The sequence below is a fragment of the Pseudidiomarina salilacus genome (assembly GCF_047323925.1).
GTDB classification, from domain to species: domain Bacteria; phylum Pseudomonadota; class Gammaproteobacteria; order Enterobacterales; family Alteromonadaceae; genus Pseudidiomarina; species Pseudidiomarina salilacus.
Window position 1 is genome coordinate 850,079 of record NZ_CP178751.1, and the last position, 13,423, is coordinate 863,501.

Annotated in this window: 15 protein-coding genes and 1 other annotated feature; of the genes, 7 read left to right on the forward strand and 8 right to left on the reverse strand. The window is 53.7% G+C overall.

Going from position 1 to position 13,423, the window contains the following annotated elements; all coding sequences use genetic code 11:
- Position 1 precedes the first annotated feature (1 nt).
- The 7 genes from ACJ8W9_RS04045 to ACJ8W9_RS04075 are packed head-to-tail and all read right to left on the reverse strand — an operon-like array spanning position 2 to position 4,987.
- The gene (locus ACJ8W9_RS04045; protein ID WP_411360472.1) at positions 2 to 1,144 is read right to left on the reverse strand and encodes an ATP-NAD kinase family protein; all 1,143 of its coding nucleotides are present in this window, start codon (positions 1,142 to 1,144) and stop codon (positions 2 to 4) included.
- Positions 1,120 to 1,656, reverse strand: coding sequence for an elongation factor P hydroxylase (locus ACJ8W9_RS04050; protein WP_411360474.1), 537 nt, complete (start codon positions 1,654 to 1,656; stop codon positions 1,120 to 1,122). The genes ACJ8W9_RS04045 and ACJ8W9_RS04050 overlap by 25 nt, the downstream gene beginning before the upstream one ends.
- Positions 1,643 to 2,737, reverse strand: coding sequence for a chorismate synthase (gene aroC / locus ACJ8W9_RS04055; protein ID WP_411360476.1), 1,095 nt, complete (start codon positions 2,735 to 2,737; stop codon positions 1,643 to 1,645). Before aroC ends, ACJ8W9_RS04050 begins: the two co-directional genes overlap by 14 nt.
- A gap of 8 nt (positions 2,738 to 2,745) precedes the next feature.
- Positions 2,746 to 3,648 (reverse strand): 50S ribosomal protein L3 N(5)-glutamine methyltransferase, encoded by a 903-nt coding sequence (gene prmB / locus ACJ8W9_RS04060; RefSeq protein WP_411360478.1) that lies wholly within the window; start codon positions 3,646 to 3,648, stop codon positions 2,746 to 2,748.
- Positions 3,649 to 3,679: 31 nt separating this feature from the next.
- Complete coding sequence (sixA, locus tag ACJ8W9_RS04065; RefSeq protein ID WP_411360480.1) at positions 3,680 to 4,192, reverse strand: phosphohistidine phosphatase SixA; 513 nt, start codon at positions 4,190 to 4,192, stop codon at positions 3,680 to 3,682.
- A 1-nt stretch (position 4,193) separates the two neighbouring features.
- Positions 4,194 to 4,541 carry an RnfH family protein gene (locus ACJ8W9_RS04070; protein ID WP_034728947.1) on the reverse strand — a complete coding sequence of 116 codons (348 nt, stop codon included), beginning with the start codon at positions 4,539 to 4,541 and terminating at the stop codon, positions 4,194 to 4,196.
- Between the two features lie 8 nt (positions 4,542 to 4,549).
- Complete coding sequence (locus ACJ8W9_RS04075; RefSeq protein WP_411360482.1) at positions 4,550 to 4,987, reverse strand: type II toxin-antitoxin system RatA family toxin; 438 nt, start codon at positions 4,985 to 4,987, stop codon at positions 4,550 to 4,552.
- A gap of 122 nt (positions 4,988 to 5,109) precedes the next feature.
- Here ACJ8W9_RS04075 and smpB point away from each other — a divergent pair, with 122 nt between their 5' ends.
- The 7 genes from smpB (at position 5,110) to trpA (ending at position 12,491) form a co-directional block, all read left to right on the forward strand.
- The gene (gene smpB, locus ACJ8W9_RS04080) at positions 5,110 to 5,589 is read left to right on the forward strand and encodes an SsrA-binding protein SmpB (protein ID WP_034728942.1); all 480 of its coding nucleotides are present in this window, start codon (positions 5,110 to 5,112) and stop codon (positions 5,587 to 5,589) included.
- Between the two features lie 131 nt (positions 5,590 to 5,720).
- Positions 5,721 to 5,818: a sequence feature (Trp leader region), on the forward strand.
- Between the two features lie 35 nt (positions 5,819 to 5,853).
- Positions 5,854 to 7,449 carry an anthranilate synthase component 1 gene (locus ACJ8W9_RS04085; protein ID WP_411360484.1) on the forward strand — a complete coding sequence of 532 codons (1,596 nt, stop codon included), beginning with the start codon at positions 5,854 to 5,856 and terminating at the stop codon, positions 7,447 to 7,449.
- A complete protein-coding gene (locus ACJ8W9_RS04090; protein WP_411360486.1) occupies positions 7,446 to 8,054 on the forward strand; it encodes an aminodeoxychorismate/anthranilate synthase component II in 609 nt (202 codons plus the stop codon). The genes ACJ8W9_RS04085 and ACJ8W9_RS04090 overlap by 4 nt, the downstream gene beginning before the upstream one ends.
- Complete coding sequence (gene trpD, locus ACJ8W9_RS04095; protein WP_411358623.1) at positions 8,054 to 9,058, forward strand: anthranilate phosphoribosyltransferase; 1,005 nt, start codon at positions 8,054 to 8,056, stop codon at positions 9,056 to 9,058. The genes ACJ8W9_RS04090 and trpD overlap by 1 nt, the downstream gene beginning before the upstream one ends.
- Positions 9,051 to 10,460: a bifunctional indole-3-glycerol-phosphate synthase TrpC/phosphoribosylanthranilate isomerase TrpF gene (gene trpCF / locus ACJ8W9_RS04100; RefSeq protein ID WP_411360489.1), complete on the forward strand. Its 1,410-nt coding sequence runs from the start codon at positions 9,051 to 9,053 to the stop codon at positions 10,458 to 10,460. The genes trpD and trpCF overlap by 8 nt, the downstream gene beginning before the upstream one ends.
- Positions 10,453 to 11,649: a tryptophan synthase subunit beta gene (trpB, locus tag ACJ8W9_RS04105; RefSeq protein WP_411358625.1), complete on the forward strand. Its 1,197-nt coding sequence runs from the start codon at positions 10,453 to 10,455 to the stop codon at positions 11,647 to 11,649. Before trpCF ends, trpB begins: the two co-directional genes overlap by 8 nt.
- The gene (gene trpA, locus ACJ8W9_RS04110; RefSeq protein WP_411360490.1) at positions 11,646 to 12,491 is read left to right on the forward strand and encodes a tryptophan synthase subunit alpha; all 846 of its coding nucleotides are present in this window, start codon (positions 11,646 to 11,648) and stop codon (positions 12,489 to 12,491) included. The genes trpB and trpA overlap by 4 nt, the downstream gene beginning before the upstream one ends.
- Here the strand turns inward: trpA and ACJ8W9_RS04115 are convergent.
- Positions 12,424 to 13,338 carry a TIGR01777 family oxidoreductase gene (locus ACJ8W9_RS04115; protein ID WP_411360491.1) on the reverse strand — a complete coding sequence of 305 codons (915 nt, stop codon included), beginning with the start codon at positions 13,336 to 13,338 and terminating at the stop codon, positions 12,424 to 12,426. The two genes, trpA and ACJ8W9_RS04115, sit on opposite strands and share 68 nt — an antisense overlap.
- Positions 13,339 to 13,423: the final 85 nt, after the last annotated feature.

A 13,423-nucleotide genomic window follows, 5' to 3' on the forward strand; every position in this document is an offset into this window, starting at 1 on the left:
ATTACGGCGCCGCAATTTGTAAGAATACTTCATCGTGATAACCGGTGATCACACGAATGACGCCACTTAAGGCATCATCGAGTTCAGTGTCACCGGTATCCACCAAGAGCGGCTTACCATTGAGTTGTTGCAGTTTACGTTTGGTCGCCACAGCGCAAAGCCCGTTGACATCTTGCTGCGCCAGCAAATACCGCAATAAACGCGGACTCAACTGCTGATTGCCACGGCCGAATAAATGCCCTTGGCCACCAATCACCGTCACCAAGAGTTGCGCTGGCACCTGTGCATCGACGATCAATTGTTCGAGTTGGCGCGCTGTCGCATCAGCCAACACAACTTCACCATGGTAAACAACATCGACCCCAAGCAAGGTGTTCGGTAACTGCAACTCTTGCATCACCGCAGCCACCGTCGAGCCTGAGCCCATGATGTAATACACATCATCTTCCATGCGCTCAATCACCTCGGCAGCGATGTCATGCAACACCAGCTCATCACTCTCACGACCGCCCATTTTAACGGCTTGCACGTATTGTAATTCAGCTGGCACTAACAGCTCACCATAACGTTTGGCACGCACTTGTCCTTGGCGAAAAGCAACTTCATCAATGTCCATGACATCAGCATGGGTCACTGAGGTCAATTCACCGCGCACCATTTGCGCGACCACCTTGCCTGCGGCGCGCGGGCTCACCGCATAGACCCCTGAGTGAATTTTAACGCCAGCGGGAATGCCAAGCACCGGTTGTTCCGCAGAACAAACGGCGTAGACATCGCGCGCAGTGCCGTCGCCACCGGCAAAAAGCAGTAGATCAACGTGTTGCTCATCCACTAGCTTGCGCGCCAACTGTTGGGTGTCAGCGGCAGTGGTCGGCTCAGCGCCCTGATAAACCACTTCATACGGCAAACCAGCCAGCTCGCAACTGAATTCACCAAGCCCAGCAGCACCCGTGTAAATTTTGATACGGTCAGTGTATTCAGTCAGTTGCAGCAACGCCGTTGCGGCGCGCTGGGGCGCTTTCGCCTCAGCCCCCAACTGCTGGGCTAAAGCCGCTGTATCCGCACCATCACTGCCTTTGAGCGCAACGCTGCCGCCCAAACCAGCTAACGGATTAACAACTAGGCCGATGCTAAAAACTGACATACCACACTCCTGTAGGATTGCTGATAGTGCGCTGCTAGAGCTCGGGCAAAACGCTCAGCCCGTGGCGGCAAAGTCTCATCGCGCAAATACGCCACTAATTGCGCCCGCACCGCGGCAGTAAAAGCGGCGCGATCGACCTCAATTCCGCCTAAATTATCGACACTGACTTGAAACGGCGCGTCGGCACAGGCTGAGAACAACCATTCGATGGCTTGTGGCTTCCGTTCCAGCTGTTCAAATTGCGCTTGTTGTAAGGCATCACGGCCATCAGGCTCATACCAATAGCCATAATCGACTTGTTGCCGCCGTGCAGCGCCGGCAATGCACCAGTGGGCAATTTCATGCAAAGCAGAGGCAAAAAATCCGTGCGCGAAAATCACTTGATGGTCAGCGCCAGCGGTGCCCGGCTGATAGAGAGGTTCATCATCGCCAGCTACGAGCCGGGTCTGATAATCAGCGTAAAAACAGTTGTCGAACAGCTCAATCAAGCAACGGTAATCAGCTTTTTCCATACTTCCATACGTCTGCGTTTTGCGCGCGTTGGCGCAACCAATGGTCAACAATCGTCAAAGCAGCCATCGCTTCGACAATCGGCACGCCGCGAATCCCGACACAAGGGTCATGGCGACCACGAGTGACCACGGTCTGCGGTTGGCCATGCACATCAATGGTGCGACCTTCACGGGTGATACTCGAAGTTGGCTTGAAAGCGACTTCGGCAATGACTGTTTGGCCGCTGGTGATGCCACCTAAAACACCACCGGCGTGATTTGAGACAAAACCGTCTGGGGTGATCTCGTCACGATGTTCGCTGCCGCGCTGCGCCGCGACGGCAAAACCATCACCCACGCTAACAGCTTTCACGGCATTGATGCTCATTAGCGCTTTAGCTAAGTCGGCATCGAAGCGATCAAACACCGGTTCACCAAGTCCAACCGGCACACCGGTGACCTCAAGCCGCACCCGCGCACCAATGGAATCGCCCTGCTTCAATAAATCACGCAAATACTCGCCGGTGGCTTCAGCAATGTCTGCATGGGGCATAAATAACGGATTTTCGTGCGTCTGCGCCCAATCAAAAGCGGCGTCATCACGGTCAATATTATGCGGGCCAATTTGCATAACCCCAGCATAAAACTCACAACCAAATTGCTGTTGCAGAAGCTTTTTCGCAATGGCACCCGCCGCCACCCGCAACGCCGTTTCACGAGCTGAAGAGCGACCACCGCCACGATAATCGCGCACGCCATATTTATGATGGTAGGTGTAATCAGCATGCCCAGGGCGGAACAGGTCTTTAATATTTGAGTAGTCTTTACTGCGTTGATCGGTATTTTCGATCAGCAAGCCAATCGAGGTTCCCGTAGTCACCCCTTCGAACACGCCAGAGAGGATCTTGACCTGATCAGGCTCGCGCCGCGCAGTGGTATAGCGACTTTGTCCAGGTTTACGCCGATCGAGGTCACGTTGCAGGTCGGCCTCAGACAATTCGAGGCCCGGTGGACAGCCATCAATGATCGCGCCCAACGCAGCGCCATGACTTTCACCAAAGGTGGTGACGCGAAAAAGCTCGCCGAAACTGTTACCTGCCATCTGCTTTCCTAGAATTTATCTTGATGTTCAATCAGTTCTTGTCGTGTCAGTAAGAATACGCCATCACCGCCACGAGCGAAAGACAACCACGTAAATGGCACCTCAGGATAAGCTTCAGCCAGGTGTACCATGGAGTTACCAACTTCGCAGACCAGAATTCCCTGCTCGGTCAGATGGTCAGCGGCTTCACGTAAAATGGTCCGCACTAAGTCCAAACCATCATCGCCTGCCGCGAGACCCAGCTCCGGTTCATGATGGAATTCGACAGGTAAATCAGCCATATCTTCGGCATCGACGTACGGTGGGTTGGTCACAATCAAGTCATAGCGTTGCCCAGGCACCGCACTAAATAAATCGGATTCCATTGGGAACACACGATGCTCAAGGTGATGCATTGCAATATTTTGCTCGGCCACGGCCAGCGCATCGGTCGATAAATCGAGCGCATCGACTTCGGCCTCTGGGAATGCATAAGCACAGGCGATAGCAATACAGCCGCTACCGGTACACAAATCGAGAATGTGCTGCGGTTCGTGATTTAGCCAAGGCGCAAACTGCTGCTCAATGAGTTCAGCAATAGGTGAGCGCGGTACCAAAACCCGCTCATCAACTTTAAATGGCAGTCCGGCAAACCATGCTTCGCCGGTTAAATACGCCGCTGGTGTACGCGCTTCGATGCGTTGTTTGAGCAAAGCGAGAAAGGCTTCGCGCTCGGCCAACGTCAACGTAGCATCGCTAAATACTTCTAATTGCGGCAGTTCCAGGTGCAATACGTGTGCCAGCAACACCTGCGTTTCGGTATCGGCGTTATCTGTGCCATGCCCAAAAAACACCTCGGCCTGCTGCAACTGGCTTACGCCCCAGCGCCAATAATCCAACACGCTGGTAAGTTCATGAGTGGGTGCTGCCACAAGGTTCTCCGTAATCGTCAGTTAATTGGGGTCAGTCTTGCGCTGGTTCGGCGACGATCATACGCACGAAGCGTCCACGCCACTGCGCAATATCAAGTTCAATTTCAGCAATACCCGCCGTCGGGAACAACATAGGTTCCACCGCAGTGTCGAGTGCCGCCACTAAGTAGCTGACAAACGGCATGTGCGACACCATCAATACGCTGCGGCAATGTGCGCCTCGGCGTTGTACTTCGGAAAATAACCAATCAGCAAATAACTCAGCATTACCCGCTGGAGTGATGTCATCGTTGATGTCTGCGGCTTCACAGCCTAATTGTTGCTGCATGATCTGTGCCGTTTGTCGAGCACGCACAAACGGGCTGCTCATAAGCCAATCAACTTGCGTCTGCTGCTGCGCCATATCAGCAGCGAGCCACTGGCCACTCACCACCACTTCTTGCTCACCGTAAGAGCTCAGTGGCCGTATCGCATCGGCTTGCAGCGCTTGCGCAGGTTGGGCGTCACCATGACGCATTAAATAGAACTTCACCGTTTGGCTCATGTCATTCGGCATCCGCGCGCGCGCGACGCCGCCCACCGGTCACCGGATCGGCACGGCCATCATCTTTGGCTTGTTCCGCACGCTTACGGCGCACGGCTTTCGGGTCAGCAATCAGCGGCCGATAAATTTCAATGCGGTCGCCATCGCGCGGCGCATGATCAAGCTTCACCGCCTTGCTCCAGATACCAACTTTTTGCTCGGCTAAGTCGATTTCAGGAAAATAGCGTTTGATTTTCGACTGCTCAATACATTCTTCGACGGTCGCGCCAACCCGTGCTCGCAGCGGAATAATCTGCTGCCGTTCAGGCGTTGCGTAGGCAACCTCGATTTGCATGTAGTCTTGACCCATGACGCCCTCTAGCGACTGCCGTACACTTGCTCTGCGCGCTGCACAAAAGCATCCACCATACGGCTTTGTAGTTCATTGAAAATACTACCGAATGCCATTCCTAACAGCCGGTTCGCGAATTCAAATTCCAAGTGCAAAATAATTTTGCACGCCTGTTCATCAAGGCGTTGAAAATACCAGCCACCGCGCAAGTATTTGAATGGTCCATCCACCAGCTCCATACCGATGCGGCCCGGCGGCTCAAGGGTGTTACGCGTGGTAAACGACTTACCCACCCCTGCTTTACTGATATCGAGCCGTGCAACCTTGCTGGAGTCGGTCGCTTCGAGCACTTGTGCAGAACGACATCCAGGCACAAATGCTGGATAACTTTCGATGTCATTCACCAAGGCATACATCTCGGCATCGCTGTACGGCACTAATGCACTTTTTTCAATGCTTGGCATGCGGTTTCCCTGCAGCGTATAAAATGACGGCATGATACCGTAATTTACGCAGCGGATCATCCATTCCCCCATGGCTTCAGAAACAAATTTTCTTTTTAAATCGGATGCGTATAATAGCCGCCATGAGTAAATCTAAATCCCCCAATAATTCAGGTACCATCGCGCTCAACAAAAAAGCGCGCCATGAGTATTTCCTTGAAGACAAATTTGAAGCTGGCGTTGCACTGCAAGGCTGGGAAGTAAAAAGTATTCGTGCTGGCAAGGTCAATATTGCCGATACCTACGTGATCATACGCGACGGCGAAGCTTATTTGCTCGGCGCGCAAATCCAGCCGCTGCTGTCGGCCTCCAGTCACGTGGTCTGCGATCCGGAGCGTACGCGCAAGTTACTCTTGAAAAAGCGCGAGCTCGATAAGCTCATTGGCGCCAGTGAGCGTGAGGGCTACTCGATTGTCGCGACCGCAATGTATTGGAAGCGACATCTGGTCAAGCTCGAAATTTACCTGGCCAAAGGTAAGAAGTCGCACGATAAGCGCGACACCGTCAAAGAACGCGATTGGCAGCGGCAGAAAGAACGTATTCTGAAACATAACGTACGCTAATTTTTAGTTGACAAGGCCGCGGCAGTTTCAGTAAGGTAGCCGAAGCTAACTTATACAACTTCTCCAAAAACGATTGAAAAACTGGAATAACGAAGATGTTGAATGTCGAATTAAGCACAATGCAAGCAGTACAGTGGTGGTGGCATTTCCCGACCTAGCGGGCGATACATCTGTGCGTATTTGACACGTAAATTGATGAAAAACCCGCTATCACAGCGGGTTTTTTTGTGCCCGCAACGTGTCAGCAAATTTGAGGGCTAAGCAGTGAAATTTACTCAACAACCTGGATTTTATCACGCGCTGCAGTTGCAGCTGCCATACAGCGGTGACACCCAACGCTTGTATGAACAACTTTGTGCGAATAAAGCACACACGCTGTTATTGGATTCCGCCGAGATCCAATCACGGCAGCATCTAAAAAGCATTATCATGGCGCAGGCGTCGTTGCAATTTACCTGTAACGGCAACACCGTGAGCATTAAAGCGTTGACCGCTAACGGCGCGCAAGTATTGCCATTTTTAGCCGAGCAACTCGCAACCTATGCGCAAGTACAAACGAACCAAGACCAACTCAGTTGTCACTTTGCCGACTTCAACGCCAGCACCGCCGAACTCGATGAAGAGCAGCGCTTACGCAGCGCCGGTAACGAGCAGCCCCTGCGACTGATACTGCAAAAGCTACAAGCCGCGGATAACGCCCCAGCTCACGAGTTTGCATTGTTTGTCGGCGGTGTGTTTGGCTATGACTACATTGCCAGTATGGAGCAGCTGCCAGAGGTTGCCGATGGCCCTAATACCTGCCCCGACTATCAATTCTATCTCGCTGAATCTCTCATCATTGTTGATCATCAAGCACAAACCACGGAACTGCTCGGTACCCTACTCAGCGGTCCAGCGGCGACAGAATACTACCCGCAACTGGCGCGTTATTTAGGCGAAATTGCGGCGCACTGCCAGTTGCCGTTACCGCAGCAAGACAAGATTGTAGCAAACGTCAGCTCTGACGTGAGCGCAACGCCGAGCGCAGAACGCTACAGTGAGTGGATTGCTCAATTAAAAGAACACATTGCCGATGGCGATATTTTTCAAGTGGTCCCCTCGCGCACTTTTTCGCTCGCTTGTCCCGATAGTTTGGCCGCATATGCGCAACTGAAAGCCAGTAATCCATCGCCGTATATGTTTTATTTGCAAGCTGAAGACTTCGTGCTGTTTGGCGCCTCGCCTGAATCCGCGTTGAAATACTCGGCCACGACCCGACAGGTTGAGCTGTATCCAATTGCCGGTACTCGACCACGCGGCAAACGTGCCGATGGCAGTTTGCATCCCGATCTCGACAGTCGCTTAGAGCTGGAATTACGTTGCGACCAGAAAGAACTGTCCGAACACCTCATGTTGGTTGATTTGGCCCGTAACGACCTCGCTCGAATCGCTGAGCCAGGCAGTCGTTATGTCGCCGATTTATTGCAAGTCGATCGCTATTCTCACGTGATGCACCTCGTCTCGCGCGTGGTCGCCACACTTGCTGCTGATCTTGATGCGCTACATGCTTATCGTGCCTGCATGAACATGGGCACCCTGGTCGGTGCGCCTAAAGTGAGCGCAGCCACTTTGATTCGTCAGTTTGAACAACAACGGCGCGGTAGTTACGGTGGTGCCGTCGGCTATTTAAACGGTAAAGGCGACATGGATACCTGTATTGTCATTCGCGCCGCCTTTGTTCGTGACCAGCAAGCCTATGTGCAGGCCGGCGCAGGTATAGTGGCCGATTCGCAAGCTGCCGCTGAAGTTGCCGAAACCGAGAACAAAGCGCGCGCGGTGATTGCGGCGATTCAAGCCACTCAGCAAGGAGCTCGCGCATGAAACCACGCATCATATTGATCGATAACTTCGACTCTTTCAGCTACAACTTGGTCGATGAATTGCGGCAACTGGGCTACCCACTGAAAATCTATCGCAATCAGGTCAGTCTCGAGACCCTCGAGCGCACCATGCAGGACTACGCCGGACCACAACTCATTTGTTTATCACCGGGGCCGGGACATCCGCGCGATGCTGGCAACCTGATGGCAATTATCGAGTTCGCCAAAGGACGTTTTCCGATGCTTGGTATTTGTCTTGGCTTTCAGGCACTACTCGAAGCCAGTGGTGCCAACGTGCGCCGTTGTAGCGAAACATTGCATGGTAAAGCCAGTAGCGTGCGTTGCGAAGCGCATTCAATTTTTGCTGACTTGCCGCAACCGCTTCCCGTGGCGCGCTACCACAGCCTTGCTGGCTACGAATTACCGGCAAGCATTGAGGTATTGGCTGACTATGCCAACGCGCAGGACGTGATCCCTATGGCGGCCTATTTCGCGCCTTATCACGCCATTGGCTTTCAATTTCACCCAGAATCTATTTTGACCGGTCGCGGCAGTCAGCTGCTGGCCCAAACCGTTTCTTATTTAGTCGCTACGGAGCAGAAGTAATGGAAGTTATTAAACAACTGTTGGCAGGGGAAGCCCTGTCGATGCAGGCCACCGAGCAATTGTTCAATCGATTGGTAAAAGGCGAATTGAACGAAATTCAAATTACCGCCTTGTTAACCAGTATGAAAATGCGGGGCGAACAGCCGCCGGAAATGGCCGGTGCCGCACTGGCATTGCGCCGCGCAGCCAAAGGCTTCCAGCGCCCTGACCGCATTGTGGTTGACAGCTGTGGGACCGGTGGTGATGGTAGTCATACCATCAATATCTCAACCACAGCGGCCTTGGTCGCAGCGAGTATGGGCCTTACCGTAGCGAAGCATGGCAATCGCAGTGTCTCATCACGGTCAGGCTCTGCTGATGTGTTAGAGAGCTTGGGTTTGTCGGTCACCCAAGACCCCGCAGTGGCCGCCCAACAGTTGGACCAATTTAACTTCTGCTTCTTGTTTGCCCCGCACTATCACCCGGGCATCCGTTATGCCATGCCGGTACGACAAACCCTGAAAACCCGTACCCTGTTTAATTTACTCGGGCCTTTGGTCAATCCAGCGCGACCTGACGTACAACAATTAGGCGTGTATGATCCAGCCTGGTTGCGTCCCCTCGCTGAAACCTTACAGTTACTCGGCTGCCAACGTGCAATGGTCGTGCATGGCTCGGGACTCGATGAAATCGCCCTGCACGGCAGTACGCAAGTGGTAGAATTACGCGATAACGAACTACAGGAATACACTTTGAGCCCCAGCGACTTCGGTGTGCAGCAAGCACCAGTGAGCGCGCTCAAGGGCGGCGATGCCGACTTTAACGCGCAGGCGCTACAGCGGGCTTTGGCGGGCACCGCACCGCAAGCCCATTTAGATGCCATAGCGGTAAGTACGGCGGGCTTATTGTACTTAGCCGGTCAAGCCGATAATTTACGCGATGCAACCGCCGCCGTGCTGGAACATCTCGCCAGCGGCCAAGCATTGACGCATCTCCAACAATTGCAGGAGTTTAACCGTGGCTGAAGCAGTAACCACACCCACGCCAAGTATTCTCGATACCATCGTTGCGCATCGCCGCGCCCGTATCGCGCAAGAATTTGCCGACCTTGATGTCGCTCAACTTGCGGCGCAGTTGACGCCGAGCACACGCAGTCTGGCGGCTGCACTCGCGCAACCGGATAGTGGCTTTATTCTCGAATGTAAAAAGGCCTCGCCGTCGAAGGGCTTACTGCGACCTGATTTCGACCCGGTGCAGATTGCCAAGGTCTATCAACGCTACGCAGCGGCGATTTCGGTGTTGACCGAGCCCGATTATTTTCACGGCGATTTCGCCTATTTAAGTGCGGTCAGTGCCAGCGTCAACATTCCGGTGCTCTGCAAAGACTTCATCGTTGAACCGATACAAGTACTGCTCGCGCGGCATTACGGCGCCGACGCGATTCTGCTAATGTTATCCGTACTCGACGACGCCAGCTATCGCGAACTCGCTGAACTTGCGGCCCGCTATGAGCTCGACGTATTAACCGAGGTGAGCACCGAGCAAGAACTGCAACGGGCGCAGCAACTTGGGGCCAAGATCGTTGGTATCAACAACCGCAATCTACACGATCTCAGCATTGACCCTGAACGTAGCAAAGTGCTGAGCCAGCAACTCGCGAACGACGTGATTGTGGTGGCCGAGTCCGGCTACTCTGATCATGCCGCGATTCGCGATGCAGCACCTTATGTTGACGGCTTTTTGGTCGGTAGCGCACTCACCGCCCAACCCAATATCGACCAGGCCTGTCGGGAACTGATTTACGGTGCCCATAAAGTCTGTGGACTAAACCGCCCGAGCGATGCGCAAGTGGTGCACGCGGCCGGTGCCGCATACGGCGGTTTGATCTTTGTACCGCAATCGCCGCGCGCGGTCGATCTCGCACAAGCGCAACACATCATCAGTGCCGCTCCGCAATTGGCGTGGGTCGGCGTATTTGCCAATCATCCACTGCAAAACGTTATTGACCACGCGCAGCAGCTGCAATTGGCGGCGGTACAGCTACATGGTCACGAAGATGCTGACTATGTGCATCAGTTGCGCCAAGGGCTGCCAAGCAACTGTCAAGTTTGGTATGCGGTCAGTGTGGAAAATCCGGTCTACTTACCGCCGGTCGATTGCGATCGTTATCTGCTGGACAACCGTAGTGGCGGTAGTGGTGAAACATTTGACTGGAGGCTACTACAACAGCTCGACGCCGCAACTTTAGCGCGCTGCACTTTAGCCGGCGGTTTAAGCCTTGCCAATTTAGCGCAAGCACAAGCCACCGCAATTCAACGTTTTGATTTTAACTCGGGGGTTGAGCGCCGCAAAGGTGAAAAAGACCCGGGTAAAATCTTACAATTATTCCAACGCATTCGTCAGTATGGGAACGCACATCATGAGTAAATTACCTGCCTACTTCGGCGACTTTGGCGGTCAATTTGTGCCGGAAATTCTTCTTCCTGCGCTCGACCAACTCGAAGCCGCATTTGTCGACGCGCAGCAAGATCCAAGCTTTCAAAAAGAGTTTGCCGATTTACTGAAAAACTATTTGGGCCGCCCCACCCCGGTTTCGCTGTGTCGCAACCTGCCTATCGACAGTCCAAACGGCACTAAAATCTACCTAAAACGCGAGGACCTATTGCACGGTGGTGCGCACAAAACCAATCAGGTGTTAGGCCAAGCCCTGCTCGCCAAACGTATGGGTAAGCACCGCATTATTGCCGAAACTGGAGCTGGACAACACGGTACCGCAACGGCTCTGGCCTGTGCCTTACTCGGCCTAGATTGCACCATTTACATGGGCAAGAAAGACGTTGAACGGCAACAGCCGAACGTGTTCCGGATGGAGCTCATGGGCGCCAAAGTTGTTCCTGTCGACACCGGTAGCGGCACGCTCAAAGACGCAGTCAACGAGGCGCTGCGCGATTGGACCGCAAGCTACCACGACACACACTATCTGTTGGGCACTGCCGCAGGTCCACACCCGTTCCCCACCATCGTGCGTGAGTTTCACCGCATGATTGGCGCCGAAGCCAAACAACAAATCATTGAGCAAGCTGGACGCTTACCTGATGAGGTAATTGCCTGCGTCGGTGGCGGCTCCAACGCCATCGGTATGTTTGCTGAGTTTATTGATGAACCTAGTGTGGCTTTAGTCGGTGTCGAGCCGGCTGGTAAAGGTGTGCAGACCGCCCATCATGGCGCGACGCTGACCGCCGGCAAGCCGGGTATTTTGCATGGCTGCAAATCATTCCTGATGCAAACTGACGAAGGCCAAATTGAAGAAAGCTACTCCGTTTCTGCAGGACTGGATTACCCAGGCGTAGGACCGCAGCATGCGCATTTACTCGCGATTGGGCGGGCCCGCTACGAATCCGTCACGGATGAAGAAGCTTTGGAAGCCTTTAAGCTTTTGGCGGAAAAAGAAGGTATTATTCCAGCACTGGAATCAGCACACGCGCTCGCTTATGCGGTGCGTCGTGCACAAGAAGCCGATGCGCCAGAGATTTTATTACTCAATCTGTCAGGCCGCGGTGACAAAGATATCGACCACGTCCGCCGTATTTTCAAGGAACAGGAGAACCAAGCATGAGTCGTTACGCTGCAATGTTTGAGCGTTTAAATGCCGCCGATCAAGGTGCGTTCGTACCCTTTGTAACGCTCGGCGACCCATCACCGGCACTCAGCTTGGAAATTATTGAGGCGCTCATCGAAGGCGGCGCCGATGCGCTTGAGCTCGGCTTACCTTTTTCCGATCCTGTTGCCGATGGTCCTACAATTCAAAAGGCCGCGATTCGTGCACTCGCTGCTGGCACCAAGATCAGCGATTGCTTTGCGCTGCTGCAGCAAGTGCGGGAACGTCATCCTGATATTCCTATCGGTCTGTTGGTATATGCGAACTTGGTGGCCAGTAGTACCGGCATCGAAAGCTTTTATGAAAAGTGTGCCAAAGTTGGCGTCGATTCCGTGCTCATCGCTGATGTTCCGGCGCGTGAAAGTGGACATTTTATCAGTGCTGCCGCACGCCATGGGATTGAACCTATCTTTATTGCGCCGCCGGATGCCAGCGCCGAACGCTTGCAACGGGTCGCCGAATTAAGCAAAGGTTATGTGTATTTGCTCAGTCGCGCCGGTGTCACTGGTGCGGAAACAGCCATGCAACGCCCGGCGAAAGCGGTCATTGATGCACTGGCTGCAGCCCATAGCGCGCCGCCGCTGTTGGGCTTTGGTATCGCCCGTCCTGAGCACGTCGAGGCCGCTTTAGCTGCAGGGGCAGCAGGTGCCATCAGTGGTTCAGCAGTGGTGTCGATTATCGAACAACACCACACAGATCCAGCGCAACTGAAAAGTCGTCTGACGGCGTTCGTTACGCAGATGAAGCAGGCAACAAACAATCGCGCAGCGCTGCAGCAAGCTGCGGAAACTCAAAGTTAAAGCCCTGCTGTTGCAATCTGGCCGGCACCACACGCTGGCCAGTGAGCAACATTTGCGACATCTCCCCTAAGGCTAATTTCATTACCCATGCTGGAACGCGCATAAAATGTGATTTGCGCAAGGTTTTTGCCAAACAAGCACTAAATTCCTGCTGCCTTACTGGCTCTGGCGCCGTGGCATTGTAGATGCCCTGTGCATCTGGCGTCTCCAATAGAAACTCAATCAGCCGTACCATGTCCTGCAAATGAATCCACGAAAAGTACTGACGCCCGTGACCCAGCGGTCCACCTAATCCTAATAGATAAGGCGGTAGCATTTTTTGCAGTGCGCTAGCGTCACTCGCCAGCACTACACCGGTGCGTAACACGCAGACACGCGTCGAGGCGGATTGCGCTTGTAGCGCTAGCGCTTCCCACTTGGCACACAACTGATGGGCAAAATCGTCTGGCAAGTCGACCTGCTTGTCTTCAGTCATCACTTCATCACCTTGCGCCCCGTAATAGCCGATGGCTGAGCCACTGATCAACACCTTGGGCGGCTGCTCGGCAGCGGCAATGCGTTGCGCAAGTTCGGCGGTGGCCTGCCAGCGACTCTCTTGCAAGCGTTGCTTTTGCGCGGCGCTCCAGCGCTTGTCGGCAATGCCCTCACCTTGCAAATTAATTACGCCGTGAAAAGCGCCTATATCGGCGATCTCGGCTAGCTCCTTGACCACTTTCACCCCGGCCCCAAGTTGTTGTTGGGCTTTGCTAGGCGAGCGACTGGTGACCGTTATTTCGTAACGTTCTTGCAAGCGCGCTACCAAGGCACTGCCAATCAAGCCGGTGCCACCGGTTATCAATAGTTTCATCACTACGTCCTCTGCTCGTCGGTTGGAGCTTTATTGCCGTAACTGCTAAGTTTAGTCGTTGTCGCTAGTCGGCAACAAACTTTTC